The sequence below is a fragment of the Streptomyces sp. NPDC055025 genome (assembly GCF_053608565.1).
In genome coordinates, this window is record NZ_JBSGVS010000003.1 from 20,113 (window position 1) to 37,935 (window position 17,823).

The 17,823-nt window shown below is 71.4% G+C and carries 13 protein-coding genes; 8 read left to right on the forward strand and 5 right to left on the reverse strand.

Features of this window, described 5'->3' with window-relative positions; all coding sequences use genetic code 11:
- Positions 1–46: 46 nt before the first annotated feature.
- The gene (locus ACWGDX_RS02555; protein ID WP_014046372.1) at positions 47–310 is read right to left on the reverse strand and encodes a WhiB family transcriptional regulator; all 264 of its coding nucleotides are present in this window, start codon (positions 308–310) and stop codon (positions 47–49) included.
- A gap of 786 nt (positions 311–1,096) precedes the next feature.
- Here ACWGDX_RS02555 and ACWGDX_RS02560 point away from each other — a divergent pair.
- The 3 genes from ACWGDX_RS02560 to ACWGDX_RS02570 all read left to right on the forward strand — a co-directional run bounded on the left by ACWGDX_RS02560 (position 1,097) and on the right by ACWGDX_RS02570 (position 4,132).
- Positions 1,097–1,597, forward strand: a complete 501-nt coding sequence (locus tag ACWGDX_RS02560) for a cysteine dioxygenase (RefSeq protein ID WP_453621466.1) — start codon at positions 1,097–1,099, stop codon at positions 1,595–1,597.
- 121 nt (positions 1,598–1,718) lie between these two features.
- Positions 1,719–2,675, forward strand: coding sequence for a 2-phospho-L-lactate transferase (cofD, locus tag ACWGDX_RS02565; protein ID WP_363080245.1), 957 nt, complete (start codon positions 1,719–1,721; stop codon positions 2,673–2,675).
- Positions 2,672–4,132, forward strand: coding sequence for a coenzyme F420-0:L-glutamate ligase (locus ACWGDX_RS02570; protein WP_453621468.1), 1,461 nt, complete (start codon positions 2,672–2,674; stop codon positions 4,130–4,132). The genes cofD and ACWGDX_RS02570 overlap by 4 nt, the downstream gene beginning before the upstream one ends.
- A gap of 90 nt (positions 4,133–4,222) precedes the next feature.
- On the opposite strand, the gene ACWGDX_RS02575 is transcribed toward ACWGDX_RS02570, so the two are convergent.
- The 3 genes from ACWGDX_RS02575 to ACWGDX_RS02585 all read right to left on the reverse strand — a co-directional run bounded on the left by ACWGDX_RS02575 (position 4,223) and on the right by ACWGDX_RS02585 (position 8,257).
- Positions 4,223–5,230, reverse strand: coding sequence for a DNA-3-methyladenine glycosylase family protein (locus ACWGDX_RS02575; RefSeq protein WP_453621470.1), 1,008 nt, complete (start codon positions 5,228–5,230; stop codon positions 4,223–4,225).
- Positions 5,231–5,417: 187 nt separating this feature from the next.
- Positions 5,418–6,500 carry a sugar phosphate nucleotidyltransferase gene (locus tag ACWGDX_RS02580; RefSeq protein WP_453621472.1) on the reverse strand — a complete coding sequence of 361 codons (1,083 nt, stop codon included), beginning with the start codon at positions 6,498–6,500 and terminating at the stop codon, positions 5,418–5,420.
- A gap of 209 nt (positions 6,501–6,709) precedes the next feature.
- Positions 6,710–8,257 (reverse strand): peptidoglycan recognition protein family protein, encoded by a 1,548-nt coding sequence (locus ACWGDX_RS02585; RefSeq protein ID WP_453621474.1) that lies wholly within the window; start codon positions 8,255–8,257, stop codon positions 6,710–6,712.
- Positions 8,258–8,383: 126 nt separating this feature from the next.
- On the opposite strand from ACWGDX_RS02585, the gene ACWGDX_RS02590 reads away from it, so the two are divergent.
- The 4 genes from ACWGDX_RS02590 (at position 8,384) to ACWGDX_RS02605 (ending at position 14,737) form a co-directional block, all read left to right on the forward strand.
- A complete protein-coding gene (locus ACWGDX_RS02590) occupies positions 8,384–9,142 on the forward strand; it encodes a TIGR03089 family protein (protein ID WP_453621476.1) in 759 nt (252 codons plus the stop codon).
- Between the two features lie 241 nt (positions 9,143–9,383).
- Positions 9,384–10,676: an LCP family glycopolymer transferase gene (locus tag ACWGDX_RS02595; protein ID WP_453621478.1), complete on the forward strand. Its 1,293-nt coding sequence runs from the start codon at positions 9,384–9,386 to the stop codon at positions 10,674–10,676.
- Positions 10,677–10,896: 220 nt separating this feature from the next.
- Positions 10,897–12,768: an LCP family protein gene (locus ACWGDX_RS02600; RefSeq protein ID WP_453621480.1), complete on the forward strand. Its 1,872-nt coding sequence runs from the start codon at positions 10,897–10,899 to the stop codon at positions 12,766–12,768.
- A gap of 46 nt (positions 12,769–12,814) precedes the next feature.
- Positions 12,815–14,737, forward strand: a complete 1,923-nt coding sequence (locus ACWGDX_RS02605) for an LCP family protein (protein ID WP_453621482.1) — start codon at positions 12,815–12,817, stop codon at positions 14,735–14,737.
- A gap of 131 nt (positions 14,738–14,868) precedes the next feature.
- Here the strand turns inward: ACWGDX_RS02605 and ACWGDX_RS02610 are convergent, their stop codons facing one another.
- Positions 14,869–15,906, reverse strand: coding sequence for a glycosyltransferase family 2 protein (locus tag ACWGDX_RS02610; RefSeq protein WP_453621484.1), 1,038 nt, complete (start codon positions 15,904–15,906; stop codon positions 14,869–14,871).
- Between the two features lie 394 nt (positions 15,907–16,300).
- On the opposite strand from ACWGDX_RS02610, the gene ACWGDX_RS02615 reads away from it, so the two are divergent.
- Complete coding sequence (locus ACWGDX_RS02615) at positions 16,301–17,791, forward strand: LCP family protein (protein WP_453621818.1); 1,491 nt, start codon at positions 16,301–16,303, stop codon at positions 17,789–17,791.
- The last annotated feature ends 32 nt before the right edge of the window (positions 17,792–17,823 follow it).

Here is a 17,823-nt window from a genome sequence, read left to right on the forward strand (position 1 = left end):
TGCGCGAACCCGATCGTTGCCCGGCGAGTTACCTGACGAAAAGGGGTCAGATCGCAGCCTTCTTCAATCGCCGCCGCTCACGTTCGGACAGACCGCCCCAGATACCGAATCTCTCGTCATTGGCGAGGGCATACTCAAGGCATTCGGAACGGACCTCACAGGCGAGGCAGACCTTCTTGGCCTCGCGGGTGGAACCGCCCTTCTCGGGGAAGAAGGACTCGGGGTCGGTCTGGGCGCACAAGGCGCGCTCCTGCCAGCCGAGTTCCTCGTCCGCGTCCTCGACCAGCAGTTGCTGGAACAGCTCGGTCATGTGCGCCCCTCGTCTGTCTTCGCGTCCCCGTGATCTGGCCGCTGTCGATTTCGGCCGAACGACACGAGTGAAATTACAAGTGTGTGCTCTGGGCCGGTCAAGCCGAGATCTGCTATTGGGCCCGGTATTCACTCTGCGGAACCAAGGCTATGCGGAAAGTGTTCAAATCACCAAAAACCTGACACATGCCACTGGCCAACCCGCATCCACCCTTTCCCGTCGCGAAAGACGCCTCACCAAGGCGGACGCCGCCTCTCACCGGGAGAGACGCCATGAACTCCGGACTTGGTGCCGATCCGGTCGCGGAAGCGATCCGGATCACAGTCTGATCACAAGGGCGTGACGGTGTTTACGAGCACGGTCGCTGCCCGATGTCTCCGCGAGTGGGGGTGGACAAACCTCTCAGCGGACGGAGTAACCGGATGAGGTGAAACATTACCGCCAAATCGGTCATCGAGTTGACAGTGGCTACCGGATTCGCCACCTTTGGTGTCATGCCAGTGAGCCCCGCGCACCCCGCGACCCACGTCCGTGGATTCCGCAGCGCTGTCCAGGTTCGCTGTTGCTGTCGCTCTTCGAGCTGTTGACCGATCGGGTGATTGACCGTTCGGGGCGTCACATCGGTTGACGGCCGTCCCGGACTCCGGCCGATCGTTCTGATCACGTCTGTCTTTCCCCCCTCCCCCCGCGTTCGCGGTGTATGTCGCGTACCCCGGTTTCCGTACGGCTACGCGATACGTCCCGCGACACCCCGCACATCCTTTCTGCCGAGGAACCACCGCACCCATGAACAGCGACAGCGATCTCCAGATCGCCGGCGACCTCCTCGAGGTCCAGCATCTTCTCCAGCCGGCCCGTCAGCACCCGGCCACCGTGGCCGAGTTCGCCGGTCTCGCCCGGACACTCGCCGCCGACCGGGCGCAGTGGGCCCCGCTCGTCCGGTACGACGCGGCGAGCCGCTGGTACCACCGGCTGCGCACGGGTCCCGGCTATGAGGTGTGGCTGCTCTCCTGGGTGCCGGGGCAGGGCACCGGCACCCACGACCACGGCCGGTCCTCGGGCTTACTGACCGTCCTCGCGGGGGAACTGACGGAACGTTCGGGAAGCGGGAGCCGCGCGCTGGTCCCCGGGACTCAGCGGGTCTTCGCGCCCGGCTATGCCCATGAAGTGGTCAACGACGCGATCGAACCGGCCGTGAGTCTGCACATCTACTACCCGGGTCTGACCGAGATGCCGATGCACGCGGCCCAGTGCGCACCGGCGGCGGAGAACGCCGTAAGCGCCTGATACGGCCACCCGTACCGTCGCCCGACCACCACCCCCGGTCGATCAGCCTCCGGCTGACAGGCCCACCCGTCGCCCGACCACCACCCCTGGACGATCAGCCTCCGGCTGACAGACTGTTCCTATGCGCATTGTGGTTCTGGCCGGCGGTATCGGCGGCGCCCGTTTCCTCCGTGGCCTCAAGCAGGCCGCGCCCGACGCGGACGTCACAGTGATCGGCAACACCGGTGACGACATCCATCTGTTCGGGCTGAAGGTCTGCCCCGATCTCGACACGGTGATGTACACCCTGGGCGGTGGCATCAATGAGGAGCAGGGCTGGGGGCGCACGGACGAGACATTCCAGGTCAAGGCGGAGCTGGCGGCGTACGGGGTCGGACCCGAGTGGTTCGGCCTCGGCGACCGCGACTTCGCCACCCATATCGTCCGTACGCAGATGCTCGGCGCGGGCTATCCGCTGAGCGCGGTCACCGAGGCGCTGTGCGCCCGCTGGAAGCCGGGCGTACGGCTGCTGCCGATGTCGGACGACCGCATCGAGACGCATGTCGCGGTCGATGTGGACGGCGAGCGCAAGGCCGTGCACTTCCAGGAGTACTGGGTGCGGATGCGCGCGTCCGTGCCGGCCCAGGCGGTCGTACCGGTCGGTGCCGACCAGGCCAAGCCGGCGCCGGGGGTGCTGGAGGCGATCGCCGCCGCCGACGTGATTCTCTTCCCGCCCTCCAATCCGGTGGTCAGCATCGGCACGATCCTGGCCGTCCCCGGTATCCGGGAGGCGATCGCCGAGGCGGGCGTGCCGGTGGTGGGCCTCTCCCCCATCGTGGGCGACGCGCCCGTGCGCGGGATGGCCGACAAGGTGCTCGCCGCGATCGGTGTCGAGGCGACGGCCGCCGCGGTCGCGCTGCACTACGGCTCGGGGCTGCTCGACGGCTGGCTCGTCGACACGGTGGACGCGGGTGCGGTGGCCGAGATCGAGGGCGCGGGCATCCGCAGCCGCGCCGTGCCGCTGCTGATGACGGATGTGGACGCGGCGGCGGCGATGGCGCGTGAGGCGCTGACGCTGGCGGAGGAGGTACAGGGATGACCGCGCCGCTGACTCCGGCTCCGGACCCGGCTCCGGGCTCATCCGTGCCGTCGGTGCCGTCGGTGCCGTCCGCCGTGTCGTACCGCGTCCGCGCGGTGCCCGGACTGCCGGAGGTCCGTCCCGGGGACGATCTCGCCAAGCTGATCACCGCCGCCGGGCCGGGGCTGGCCGACGGTGACATCCTGCTGGTCACCTCGAAGATCGTCTCCAAGGCCGAGGGCAGGATCGTCGAGGCGACGGACCGCGAGGCGGCGATCGACGCGGAGACCGTACGGGTCGTCGCGCGGCGCGGGAGCCTCCGTATCGTCGAGAACCGGCAGGGTCTGGTGATGGCGGCGGCCGGGGTGGACGCCTCCAACACCGCGCCGGGGACGGTGCTGCTGCTGCCGGAGGACCCCGACGCCTCGGCGCGGGCGATCCGGGACGGGCTGCGGGACGCGCTCGGGGTGGACATCGGCGTGATCGTCACGGACACCTTCGGGCGGCCGTGGCGCAACGGTCTCACCGATGTCGCGATCGGGGCCGCGGGGGTACGGGTCCTGGACGATCTGCGGGGCGGGACGGACACGTACGGCAATCCGCTGAACGCCACGGTCGTCGCCGTCGCCGATGAACTGGCCTCGGCCGGCGACCTGGTGAAGGGCAAGACCGAGGGGCTGCCGGTGGCGGTGGTGAGCGGTCTGGCGCATCTCGTCGGAGGCGCGGACGGATTGACGGCCGGAGCGGACGCGGACGGATCCGCGGGCGAATCCGCGGACGCGGACGCGGCCGTGGCCGGGGCCGGGGCGGGTGCGGCCGCGTCCGGGGCGCGGGCTCTGGTACGGGTCGCGGCGGACGACATGTTCCGGCTCGGCACCTCCGAGGCGATACGGGAAGCGGTCACCCAGCGCCGTACGGTCCGCGGCTTCACCGACGAGCCGGTCGACCCGGGCGCGGTCCGCCGCGCGGTGGCGGCGGCGCTCACGGCGCCCGCCCCGCACCACACGACGCCCTGGCGCTTCGTCCTCCTGGAGTCGCCGGAGTCCCGGCTGCGTCTCCTCGACGCGATGCGCGACGCCTGGATCGCTGATCTGCGCGCCGACGGCAGGACGGAGGAGTCCGTCGCCAAGCGCGTCCGCCGCGGCGATGTCCTGCGCGAGGCGCCCTACCTGGTGGTCCCCTGTCTGGTCATGGACGGCTCCCACACCTACGGCGACCCGCGCCGCGACACCGCGGAACGTGAGATGTTCACCGTCGCCATGGGCGCGGGTGTGCAGAACCTCCTGGTCGCCCTCGCCGCCGAACGCCTCGGCTCCGCCTGGGTCTCCTCCACCATGTTCTGCCGCGAGGTCGTACGCGGCGTACTGGACCTCCCGGCCCACTGGGACCCCATGGGCGCGGTGGCGGTGGGCCACGCGTCGGCCCCGCCGAAGGACCGTCCGGCCCGGGACCCGGGGGACTTCATCGAGGTGCGCTGACGCGTGCGTCCCGGTGCGCGGTTCGCCGGGTGCGCGGTTCGCCCGGTGCGCGGGCCCCTCGGTGCGCGGTTCGCTCGGTGCGCGCCCGGTTCACAGGCGGGCGATGTCGCCGACCGGCATGCGGGGGGCCCGGCGGGAGGGGGTGCGGCCGGAGAGAAGGATCAGGCGGGCGGCGCGGTGGCGCTGGCCGGCGTAGGGGGCGAGGAGTTCCAGCATCGCGGCGTCGTCGGCGTCCCGGTCTCCGGCGAGGGCGTGGCCGACGATGCCCGGGAGGTGGAGATCGCCGACAGTAAGGGCGTCGGGGGCGCCGTTCGAGCGCTGGACGGTCTCCGCCGCGGTCCAGGGGCCGATGCCCGGGATCAGCCGCAGCCGGGCGGCGGCCGGCTCCGGGTCCATGGCGGCGGCCTCCTCCATCCGGCGGGCGACACGGACGGCGCGCAGGATCGTGGTGGAGCGCTTGGCGTCGACGCCTGCCTTGTGCCACTCCCAGGAGGGGATCAGCGTCCAGGTGCGCGCGTCGGGCACGACGTACAGCCGCTCACCGGACGGGAGCGCCGGGCCGGGGGCGGGCTCTCCGTACGCGCGTACGAGCCTGCGCCAGGCGCGGTACGCCTCGACGGTGGTGACCTTCTGCTCCAGGATCGACGGGATCAGCGACTCCATCACCAGTCCGGTACGGCACAGACGCAGTCCGGGGCGGCGGCGCAGGGTCTCGGCGAGGAGACGGTGGCGCGGGGTGAAGGCCTCGGGGTCGTCCGCGGCGCCGAGCAGGCCGGGGAGTTGCTCCAGCATCCACTCGGCCCCCGGGCCCCAGGCCTCGGCCTCCACGGCGCCGCCGCGCGCCACGGTCCGGAGCGTGCCGGGTCCGGCGGGGGTGCGGCCGGTCCGCAGATACGAGCCGTCCGGCGCGGCCCGGAAGGTCGGATCGGCGGGACCGCGGCGGAGGGGTCCGAGGACGAGCCCGAGGTCGTACGGACCTGACGGCGTCCAGCGGCGCCGGATCCCGTCCACGGGCGGGGCGGGGTGCGGGACGGCCGGGCGCCGGTGGACGCCGTCGGGTGAGGCGTGCGCGGGGCGGGGGGCGAAGCGGCCTGCCACGGGTGAGGTCCTCGGGGGTCGGGGTCACTCACGAGAGTACGGGGCGTGCCTCGTGCCGCCCGGCCCCGCCCCCGCCCCTCTCGTGTCCCTCCCTCGTGTGCCTCTCTCGTGTCCCTCCCGCGTGTGCCTCCCGCGTGTGCCTCCCGCGTGTGCCTCCCGGACGAGAACGAGCCCGTCCCGAGCGGGACTACTGGTCCGACGAGAATCTCACCGTCGCCGGCGGGAGCGTGCTGTCGCACCAGACACGGACACCGTCGCGCAGTTCGTTGTCGGCGCCGATCACCGCGCCGTCGCCGATCACCGCGCCCGAGAGGACCGAGCGCGCGCCCACGCGGGCGTTCGCGCCGATGAGGGAGTGGGTGATCAGGGCGCCCGGTTCGACGATCGCGTCGGGGAGGACCGCGGTGCCGGCGAGCCGGGCGCCCGCGCCGATCACCGCCCCGGCGCCGATCACCGTACCCGCGGTGAGTTTGGCGTCGGGCGCCACCGAGGCCGTCGGGAGGATCAGCCGTTCGCCGCAGCGGCCCGGGAGCGCCGGGGAGGGGACGCGGCCCAGCACCAGGTCGGCCGAGCCGCGGACGAAGGCCTGGGGGGTGCCCAGGTCCAGCCAGTACGTGCGGTCGACCATGCCCTGGAGATGCGCGCCGGCGGCCAGCAGGCCGGGGAACGTCTCCCGTTCCACGGAGACCGGGCGCCCCTCCGGTATGGAGTCGATCACCGAGCGCCGGAACACGTACGCGCCCGCGTTGATCTGGTCCGTGACGATCTCCTCCGGCGTCTGCGGCTTCTCCAGGAAAGCCGTCACCCGCCCGTCCTCGTCCGTCGGCACCAGACCGTAGGCTCTCGGGTCCTCGACCCGGGTGAGATGGAGGGAGACGTCGGCGCCCGACCGCGTGTGGGTGCCGACCAGCGCGCGGATGTCCAGGCCCGTCAGGATGTCGCCGTTGAAGATCAGTACGGGCTCGTCGGGCCCGGAGCGCAGGCGGGATGCGACGTTCCTGATGGCTCCGCCCGTGCCGAGCGGCTCGCGCTCGGTCACGTACTCCAGTTCAAGGCCGAACGCCGAGCCGTCGCCGAAGTACGGCTCGAAGACCTCCGCCAGATAGGACGTGGCCAGGACTATGTGTCCGACGCCCGCCGCCCGCGCGCGGGCCAGTTGGTGCGCCAGGAACGGGACGCCCGCCGCGGGCACCATCGGCTTGGGTGTGCGCACCGTGAGCGGCCGCAGCCGGGTGCCCTTGCCGCCGACCAGGAGGATCGCTTCTGTCACCGTGTCGTCTCCGCTTCCCGCTCGGGCCGGTGTTCTTCCCCGTATGCCGTGCGTACGTCGTGTGTGTCCATGGATACCTGCGTCCGCGCCCGGAACCGACCAGTGTTTGGCGCCGCGTGTCCGCCGCCGGTGTCCGCCGCGCGTGTTCACCGGCGTGTGTTCACCGCCGCGTGTCCGCCGCCGTGTGCTCGGCGCCGTGTGCTCACCGCTCAGCGGCCCTGGTAGCGCGCGGCCGTGGTCCGTGCGGTGCCGAGCTTCCCGTAGAGCCTGCTTCCTGGGCAGTCGGTGTTGAATCCGTCCCGGTGCCCGGCGATGGCACGGAGGCGGACCCTGGTCCCCTTCTTGTACTTGCCGCTCCCCCCGGAGATCAGCGTGGTCCTTCCGCGTGGATCGACCCGGTGCAGACCGAGCTTCCACGCGGTGAGCTTGGCGACGGCGGTCGTGGCGGCCGGCGACGGATTCGTGCCGCGGTACGTTCCGAGCACCGCGATGCCCGTTGTGTTCGCGTTGAAACCGAGCGTGTGGGCACCCTTGACGGGCTTCGCCGCGCCCCCGGCGCGTCCCTCGTAGATGTTTCCGCACTTGTCGACGGCGAAGTTGTAGCCGATGTCGCGCCATCCGCTGCTCTTGACGTGGTAGCGGTAGATACCGCGCAGGACGGAGGCGGACTGCCGGCAGTCGTAGTTGTTCCCCGTGGCGCTGTGGTGGACGAAGGCCGCCTTGACGGTGTTGCCGTAGCCGAACTGCCTCTCGCGCAGCGACTCGTCGGCTCCCCAGCCTCCGCGGGTGACGATGCGCGGGCGCGGTCCGATGTACGGCCTCGCGGACCGGGCGGACTCCGGCCCGGCGGGCCCGGCCCACACGGGACCCGGGTCGCCCGGTCCGCCGGGATCGCCCGGTCCGCCGGGGTCACTTGGTCCACCCGGATCACCGGGGTCACCCGGTCCGCCCGGCCCGCCGTGGTCGCCCGGTCCGCCCTGGTCACTTGGCCCACCGGGGTCGCCCTGGTCACCCGGTCCACCAGGGGCACCCGCGCCGGGGCCGCCCGCATCACCCGGTCCGCCTGGGCCGCCCAGGCCGCCCGGCTGTGTCGTGGGGTCCTCCCCCGGGTCGACCAGTTCCAGGCGCAGCCCCCGCGGCAGCCGTGCGCGGGCCGCCCCCGCCGTACCCGCCCCCTTCGCCGCCCGTACGCGGATCTCCACACCGTCCGAGTCGCCGACCCAGAGCGGTGCGGTGGAGCCGCGCACGGTGGCCGCGTCGCGCTCGGGCGTACCGCGGTCGGCGCCGTGTTCCCCGTTGTGCGTCTCCAGGTCCTGCCAGCCGGACCAGACGTGTGTCCCTCTGGCGCGGCTGCGGACCTGGGCGGTGCCGTGGAGTTCGGCGTCGGCGTCGTCCCAGACGACGCCGAGCAGCGAGAAGGGCCGGACGTCACGGCGGGCCAGCCCCTGTTCCGCTCCCTTCTCCGGGGCGGCGCCGGACGCGCGGCCCGAGCCGGCGGCGGTCAGGGCGAGCGACTGGGTGGAGCCGGGCGCGGCCCGTACATCACGCGCGCCGGGCACGGCGGGCGCGCGCTGCCGCCCGGAGGCGGCGTCCCGTACGGCGGGTGAGGCGCGCCCGCCCGCCTCGGCGACGGCCGCCTCGGCGTCCCGTGGGGCGGTGATCCGTGGCGCGGCGAACGCGCTCGTCGGCTGGGGCAGCGGAAGGACCAGGGCGGCGGTGCACACCGCTCCGATCGAAGACGCGAGGTAGGCACGCATGTGCCGATCCTGGGGGCGCCCCGCCGGACCCGCCCGTCGGGAAACCGGCGGTGTGCCGGTCCAACCGGTGGACCCCTTCACCGGTACGGCGGTGGCCGCCCCGCCCCGCGGCGTACCCTTTCCCGAGTGAACGCCAGCCATCGCACCCCCGCCGACCTGCTGCGATCCGCTCTCGCCACGGATCCCGCCCGCCCTTTGGTCACCTTCTACGACGACGCCACCGGTGAACGTGTCGAATTGTCCGTGGCCACCTTCGCCAATTGGGTGTCCAAGACCGCGAACCTGCTCCAGGGGGATCTCGCCGCGGCGCCCGGCGACCGGCTCGCGCTGCTGCTGCCCGCGCACTGGCAGAGCGCGGTGTGGCTGCTCGCCTGTTCCTCGGTCGGTGTGACCGTCGACATCGGCGGCGGCCCGGCCGCCGCCGATCTCGTCGTCAGTGGTCCCGGCCCCGAGTCGCTCGACGCGGCGCGCGCCTGCCGGGGTGAGCGGGTGGCCCTGGCACTGCGCCCGCTGGGCGGCCGGTTCCCGCGGCCCCCGGAGGGCTTCGTCGACTACGCGGTCGAGGTGCCCGGCCAGGGTGACCGCTTCGCGCCGTACGCGCCGGTGGACCCGGACGCGCCCGCGCTCGCCGTCGGCGGTACGGAGCTGACCTCGGCCCAACTCGTCGCGCGGGCGCGTGAGGACGCCGGCGAGCGCGGTCTCACGGCGGGATCCCGGCTGCTGTCGGGCCTCCCGTACGACAGCTGGGAGGGGCTCTCGGCCGGGCTGTTCGCCCCGCTCGCGGCGGGCGGGTCCGCCGTACTCTGCCGGCACCTCGGCGAACTGTCCGCCGACCGGCTCGAAAAGCGCGTCGAGAGCGAGCGGGTGACGCACCGCGCGCTCTGAGCCACCGCGCCCACGGTCCCGGCGGCCCTCAACCTCGTGTGATCATCACCCTACGCGGTCACCACCGCCCGCTGTCATCACCGCCGAACCTCCCCGTAACACGCACCGTCACCGCGCGGTACAGGATCGTCGATACCTGCGATTCACAGCGATTCACAGCAACGCACAGCACAACCAAGCGCGGTGTTCGCCCGTCTACCCCAGCAACCGGCGGCCCAGTGCGCCGCCGACGCCTTGAAGGATGGACGCAGACGTGACCGACAGTGCTGGCAGAACGCCGGCCGGACCGGCCGACACCGACAACGGGGTCAGCGACGACAACGATGCCGAGGCGCCCGCGTCGGGCCCCGACCGCAAGCGCCACTGGCTGCGCTGGACCGCGCTCGGCACCTCCGTCGTCGTGCTCGCCGTCGCCGGTGCCGGCTGGTGGTTCTACAAGAGGCTCGACGGCAACATCACCACCGACACCGGCGCCGCCGCCGAGCTGCGTACGTACGAGAAGGAACGTCCCACCCCGATCGTGCTGGACGCGAAGAACATCCTGCTCATCGGCTCCGACAGCCGCTCGGGCAAGGGCAACGACAAGTACGGGCGGGACGAGACCGGTTCACAGCGGTCCGACACCACGATCCTGCTGCATCTCGCAGAGGACGGGCAGAGCGCGACCGGCGTCTCCATACCCCGCGACCTGATGGTCGACATCCCGAGCTGCCGCAAGCCCGACGGGACCCGCAGCACGGCCCAGTTCGCCCAGTTCAACTGGGCGTTCCAGTTCGGCGGCACCGCCTGCACGGTCCGTACGGTCGAGCAGCTCACCGGTATACGCGTCGATCACCACATGGTGGTCGACTTCAATGGTTTCAAGGGCATAGTGGACGCGGTGGACGGCGTCGAGGTCTGCCTCAAGGAACCGGTCGACGACATACAGGCGCAGCTCAGGCTGCCCGCCGGCACCCAGACCCTCGACGGCGAGCAGGCCCTCGGCTTCGTACGCGCCCGTCATGGCATCGGTGACGGCAGCGACACCCAGCGCATGGAACGGCAGCAGCGGTTCCTCGGCGCGCTGTTCAAGAAGGTGCGGAGCAACGGGGTGCTGCTGAACCCGACCCGGCTCTATCCGGTGCTGGACGCGGCGACGAAGTCCATCACCACCGACCCGGGGCTGAACTCGCTGACCGATCTTTACGATCTGGCGCGCTCGATGCAGAACGTACCGGTGGAAAAGGTGCAATTCCTGACCGTTCCCCGGCAGCCGTACCGCGCGGACCGCAACCGTGACGAACTCGTCCAGCCCGACGCGGGGAATCTCTTCGAGCGGCTGCGCGAGGACGGACCCGTCTCCGTCGAAGAGCCGGACGGCACGGACCGGAAGGGCGCCGACGCCGGTCCCACCGCCGAACCGGGCACCACCGCCGGTTCGACTCCCACCGCCGGTTCGGCTCCCGCAACGGGACCGACGGCCACCACCGGTTCGACCCCGAACCCCGGGCCCGCATTCGAGGGCAACAACGCGGCGGCCGGCCTGTGTGAGTAAGGCAATAGCGGAAGAGAGACGTTCGGTCCAGGAAGATTGAGCGGATTGCCCGCTTGTAAATGTCGTGGAATTTGTCACCGGCGTCGTTCGACGCCGAACTGGGCGGATAGTGTGACGCGATCCGGTGCATCGGACCGCGAGGCCCTGCACCGCTGGATCGAAAGACCGAGCGCCTTGGGGGAGGCGCCTCGCGTGGCACCGACGGAGGATTCAAGCAACCGTGGATGCGCAAAGCCGTGGACAGGCGGACGAGATCGACCCCGCCGACCAGTGGGTCCTCAACCCGCAGACCGGTAACTACGAACTGCGACTGGACCACTCCACAGGGCAGCCGCCCTCCTCCCGGCCACGCGGCGCCGGCAGACGTGGCGCTCCGGAACAGGGCGCCCGGAGAACACCCGCGGCCCGGGACGGTGCCGCGACGGACGACAGCGCCCGGACGGGAAGCGGTACGTCCCGCGGCGGCGCGGCCCGCGGCAGCGGCGGCACACGCGCCGACGCGCCCCGGAGCGGTGCCGCGCGCACGGCCTCGGAAGGCCGGGCCGCGGGGCCGCTCGCCGACGTACCCGGGCAGCGCAGCCGCCGCGCGGGCAAGGGCCCGGCGGCCGACACCGCGCCCGCCGCGGCCGGCCGCCGTAAGCGCAAGGCGAAGAAGTCGGGCAAGAAGAAGGTGCTGGTGTGGACCGGCGGCGCCGTGGCGCTGGTCCTCGTCGCCGGTTCCGTCGGCGCGTACGCCTACTACCAGCACCTCAACAGCAACATCGAGAAGATCGACATCGGGAGCGCGGGCAGCGGCGGTTTCAAGAAGGACCAGGCCGTCAACATACTGCTGATCGGTACGGACAAACGGACCGGTTCGGGCAACGAGGGCTACGGAGACGCGGGCAGCGTCGGCCACGCCGACACCAATCTGCTGTTCCATGTCTCCAAGGACCGTACGAACGCGACGGTGCTCTCCATCCCGCGTGACCTGATCACGGACATCCCGGACTGCGAGACGAAGACGGCGGAGGGCACCAAGGTCATCCCCGGCACCTCGCAGACCCGGTTCAACACCAGCCTCGGCCAGGACGGGCGGGATCCCGGCTGCACGATGCGTACGGTCAAGGAGCTGACCGGACTCACCGTCGACCACTTCATGATGGCCGACTTCAACGCGGTCAAGACGCTGTCCACCGCGGTCGGCGGGGTCAAGGTGTGTGTGGCCAAGGACGTCGACGACCCCAAGTCGCATCTCAAGCTCACCAAGGGCGAGCACATCATCCAGGGCGAGCAGGCCCTCGCCTTCGTCCGTACCCGGCACGCGTTCGGCAATGAGAGCGACCTGAGCCGGATCGAGACGCAGCAGCAGTTCCTCAGCTCGATGATCCGGCAGATGAAGTCCGGCGACACCCTTACGAACCCGCAGAAACTGTTCAGTCTGGCGGAGGCCGCGACCAAGGCGCTCACCGTCGACACCGGCATCGGCAGCATCGACAAGCTCAGCGACCTCGCCAAGGAACTGGCCAAGGTCGACCCCAAGAACATCACCTTCACCACGCTGCCGGTGGACGACAACCCGGCGGAGGTCGTCAAGGCCACGGTCGTCGTCAACGAGGCCAGGGCGAAGCCGCTGTTCGCGATGATGCGGAGCGACACGTCGCTCACCGAGGTGAAGCAGAAGGAGAAGGCGGCCAAGAGCAAGCAGGAGGCGCTGCTCAAGGGCCCCAAGGCGGCGCCGGAGGATGTACGCGTCGACGTGTACAACGGCGGCGGTCCGCAGGGCTCCGCGCAGGAGACCCTGGCCTGGCTCCAGAACCAGGAGGGTGTACCGAAGTCCACCAACAAGGGCAATGCCCCGGGAGCGGATCTGTCCAAGACGACCCTGGAGTACGCGCCGAACCAGGCCGACCAGGCGCGTGCCCTCGCGGACATGATGGGGCTGCCCGCCGCGGCCCTGAAGCCGGGCACGCGGGACGCCGAGGGGCTGGAAGCGATGACACTGACGCTCGGGGCGGACTTCAAGGGCGCGGGGGTGCCCATCACCGGACCGGCAAAGGCGCCGGAGGGTGTGCAGAAGGTGGAAGCCGACAAGCAGGTCTGCGCCAAGTGACGCCGGAATTCCGGCTCATACGGACGATCTGACGAGGGGGGTCTGGGTGCGTCAGAGCAGTGTGAGACGGGAAGGGGCGGACGAACACATACCGCACCCCCACGAGTTGGGCTGGGACGACAGCCTGTACGAGGACGGCACCACCGGCGCCGACGGCACCGGCGCGGAGAGCGGTACGGCGGAGAGCGGTACGGCGGGTAGCGGTACGGCGGGTAGCGGTACGCCCGGTCCCCGGGGCGCGGGCGACGACGGCACTCCTGACGGCCACGGTGCCGGACCCGGCAACGGCACAGGTGCCGGTACCGGCGCCGGCGCCCCGGAGGCCCACCGCGAGGGCGGAGCGGCCCCGGACGGAGAAGGCCCGGCGGAGAGCGGCCAGGACCCCGGTACCCGGACCACCGAGACCCAGCCCAAGGCCGGCCGGGGCAAGGGCGGGCGCGGCACCACCTCACGCCGCCGCGCGAGACGCGGCCCCTGGCGAATACTCCGCTGGGTCGCCGCCGGGCTCGCGCTGCTGCTGCTCGGCACGGCCGGCGCCGGTTATCTCTACTACCGGCATCTCAACGGCAATATCCGCAGCGGCGACCGCAGCAACGGCTCCACCGGTCTCGCCAGGCCCGACGCGAACGCCGCGGGCCAGACCCCGGTGAACATCCTGCTGATCGGCTCCGACAGCCGCGCCAAGGCGGAGAACGTCAAACTGGGCGGCAGCAGGGACACCGCGGGCAACCCGCCCCTCGCGGATGTGCAGATGCTGGTCCATGTCTCCGCCGACCGCAAGAACGCCTCGGTCGTGAGCATCCCCCGTGACACCCGGGTCGACATCCCCGAGTGCAAGGACGCCAAGACCGGCAAGGTCTTCCCCGCGACCAACGCGATCATCAACGAGACGCTGATGCGCGGCGGCGCCGGCTGCACCCTGAGCACCTGGGAGAAGCTGACCGGTGTCTATATCGACCACTGGATGACGATCGACTTCTCCGGTGTGGTGAGCATGGCCGACGCGATAGGCGGCGTCGAGGTCTGCGTCGAGAACAACGTCTGGGACCGCCCGCTGCCCGGGGTCCCCGGAGGCTCCGGGCTGAAGCTGACGGCGGGATCGCACCATGTCCAGGGCGAGCAGGCCCTCCAGTGGCTGCGCACCCGCCATGCCTTCGAGAGCGACCTCGGCCGGGCCAGGGCCCAGCACATGTACATGAACTCGATGATCCGCGAGCTGAAGTCGCAGAACGTCTTCACGGACACCATGCGGCTGACCGGTCTGGCGGAGGCCGCGACCGAGTCGCTGGAGGTCTCCGAGGAGATCGGTACGGTCAAGAAGCTCTACGACCTGGCCATGCAGCTCAAGAGCGTGCCGACCAACCGCATCACCATGACGACCATGCCGTCGGACGAGGATCCGCAGAACCGGAACCACCTCGTACCCAAGGAGCCCGACGCCGACAAGCTCTGGGCGATGCTCCGCGAGGACGTGGCCTTCGACGCCAACGGCGGCAAGGCCGACGCGCGAAAGAGCGAGAAGCCGGCCCAGCCCGTCTCCGAGGACCCGGCGGCGGCCCCCGCCGAGACCGGCGTGATCGTACGCAACGGCACCGGCGGCGAGCAGCGCGGCGCGGTGCCGCGCCGCGCCGCCGACATCGCCCAGCAGCTCAACGGCAAGGGCTACACACTGGCCCAGGCGGATTCCACGCCCAGCCCGCAGGAGAAGACGACGATCGCCTTCCCCAGCGCGGATCTGGAGGGCGACGCGCAGGCGGTGGCCAAGTCCCTGGGGATTCCGCTGACCTCGGTGCGGAAGTCGACGGATGTGTCGGGGGTCACCCTGGTCGTGGGCGCGGACTGGCGCGACGGCCTGTCGTATCCGAAGGAGTCCAAGCCCGAGGCGGGCGGCATACCGGAGTCGGCGGACGCGATCAACGGCTCGAAGAAGGACGCGTGCATGCCGGTGTACGCGCCGTACCGCTTCTGACCGTCGTCTGCTGACCGTCGTCTTCTGACCGTCGGCCGTAACGTGGGGCGCCGCCCGGTGGATCACCGGGCGGCGCCTCATGTCTGTCTCCGCGTCCGTCTCCGCGTCTGTCTCTGCCTCTGTGCGTGTGGTTACGCCTCGACCGTCGGCCGTACGGCGGGGCGGCGGCTGGCGATGACCTTCTTCGCCAGCGAACGCGGGCTGGTGAGAAAGCCGAATCCCCACGACATGTGCATCGTGGCCAGCGCCACCGGGATCTGGAGCCTGGCCTTCAGCGGCAGCCCCCTGCCCGCGGGCACCGAGCCCGCGGCGATCGCGGCGAGATAGCCGGCCGGGACGACCAGACCCCACGGGGTGAGCACCACGCCGGCCACGAGGCCCGCGACGATGGCGCAGACGGCCGTCGGCGGTGCCAGATAGCGCAGATTGATCGAGCCCGCGTGGTAGCGGGCGACGACATGGCGCCAGCGTCCGTAGTCCTTGTACTGCTTGGCGAGCGCCCTGACCGAGGGCCGCGGACGATATTGCACCCGCAGCTCGGGGGAGAACCAGATCCCGCCGCCGGCCTCGCGGATACGGAAGTTCAGCTCCCAGTCCTGGGCCCGGATGAACTCCTCGTTGTAGCCGCCCTGCCGCTCCAGCGCCTCGCGCCGGAAGACACCCAGATACACGGTTTCGGCGGGCCCGGCCTCGCCTCCGGTGTGGAACGCCGCGTTGCCGACCCCTATCTTCGAGGTCATGGCGGCGGCGACCGCGTTCTCCCAGTCGTTCTCACCCTCGGCGTGCATGATCCCGCCGACGTTCTGCGCGCCCGTCTCCTCCAGCAGCCGGACCGCGGTCGCGATGTAGTTCGGCGAGAGCATGCCGTGCCCGTCGACCCGCACCACGACGGGGTGCCTGGACGCCTTGATCGCGGCGTTCAGGGCGGCGGGGGTGCGGCCGGTCGGGTTCGGGACGGTCCGGACGGCGGCCCTCGGGTGGGAGGCGGTCTCCCGGACCAGCTCCGCGGCGATCTCGTCCGTACGGTCCGTGGAGGGCCCGAGCGCGATCACCACCTCCATCTCGCCCTCGTACTCCTGCTCCAGGATGTGCCGGACGGAGTTCCTCAGATGACGTTCCTCGTTGAGCACCGGCATGATCACGGAAACCGCGGGCGGCAGGGCAGGCATGGAGTCTTCTGGGTCCTTCGGGAGACGTCGGTACGGCAGTCGATACGGCGGCTGATACGGCGGCCCACGTTACCGCGAACGGGGGACAGCGACGCGCGCCGCCCGTGCGGTGCGCGTACGGTGCCCGGCGGCGCTGATCGTATGGACATACCGCAGGCACGCAGCAGGCGTGCCGCACGCCCGGAAACGATCTGCCGCCCGCCCGTGGACGTACCGCGACCACGCTCCTCCAGCACCCGCTGCCCTGCCACCGCGGAGGTGTCCCCCGTTGACCACGCCACCCCGCTCCCCGCGCCGCCCGCCCCGTCCCGCCCCGCCCGTCCCGCCCGTCCGCCGCCGGCCCGTCCCCCGCCCGCCGGTCCCGGAGCCACGGCGCGAGCGGCCCCGCTGGGGGATGCGGGTGACGACGACTCTCTCCGTACTGGTGCTGAGCGCCGGCGGGATCGGCCACGCGGTGGTGAGCAGTCTCGGTACAGGAATCGACCGGGTGGACGCGTTCAAGGACATGAAGAACCGGCCGGACGCGGGCCATGGGATGAACCTCCTGCTCGTCGGCACCGACGGCCGCGACAAGATCACGGAGGACGAGCGGCAGCGGTACCGGCTCGGCGGGGCGCCGTGCCACTGCACCGACACGATCATGCTGGTGCATCTCTCGGCGAACGGGGAGCGCGCGAGCGTCGTGAGCGTGCCGCGCGACAGCTATACGGAGCTGCCCGAGCACATCGACAACACCACCGGCAAGCGGCACCTGCCCCATGTGGTGAAGCTCAACGCGGCCTATACGGAGGGCGGCCCCAATCTGACGGTCCGGACCCTCGAACATATGACGGGCGTGAAGATCAGCCACTATCTGGAGGTCGACTTCACCAGCTTCATGAGGACGGTGGACGCCCTGGGCGGGGTGGAGATCTGTACGCCCAGGGCGCTGCGGGACTCGTACACGGGACTCGATCTGACGCCCGGCACACACAAGCTGGACGGCGGGCAGGCGTTGCAGTACGTAAGGTCCCGGCATATCGACGGCGCGGCCGACCTCGGCAGGATGCGGCGCCAGCAGCGCTTCCTGGCCGCGCTGATCGACCGGGCCACCAGCAGCGGTGTGCTGTTGAATCCGGTGAGGTTCCGGGACGTCACCTCGACGATGCTCACCTCGGTCCGGGCGGACGCGGGGTTCGGTACGGAGCAGATGCTCGCCCTCAACGAGGCGATGCGCGGCTTCTCGGCCGCGTCGTCGGAGTTCACCTCCGTACCGCTGGCCGACGCCGGGGCGGGGGTCGCGGTCAAGGGGGTCGGCTCGACGGTGAAATGGGACCCGGTGAAGTCGAAGCGGCTCTTCCGGGCGCTGCGCGAGGACCGGCCGCTGACCACGCTGAACGAGCCGAAGCCCACGCCGAGGCCGGACGGGGACGACGCGAACGGCGAGCGCGGCGCGAGCGGCGCGGACGGCGAGCGCGGCCCGGCGGCGGGCGCGAGCCGGCCGCCGGAGCGGGAGCCCGAAGGCGGGCAGGAGCCGGCCCCGGTCGAGGTGGAGCCGAAGCGCGTCAGGGTGCAGGTCTACAACGGGACCCGCAAGGAAGGACTCGCCAGACGGGCCGACAAGGCGCTGCGCGCCACCGGCTTCGACACGACCCGTGTGCCGCTCAACGCCCAGAAGCACGATCTGCGGCGGACGGTCGTGCTCTACGACCCGCGCTGGGACCGCTCGGCGAGATCCCTGGCCGCCGCGCTGCCCGGCAGCGAACTGCGCCCGGTGCGCCAGCAGGGCGCGACGCTCAAGGTGACGCTGGGGTCGGACTACCGGGCGGTGACACCGGTGCGTGTGGAGAAGCCCGCGAAGGACCACTTCGAGACGGTGACCGGGGACCAGGCCGTATGCCGTTGAGCCGGTCCCGGGCGGGGGTCGCCAGCGCCCCT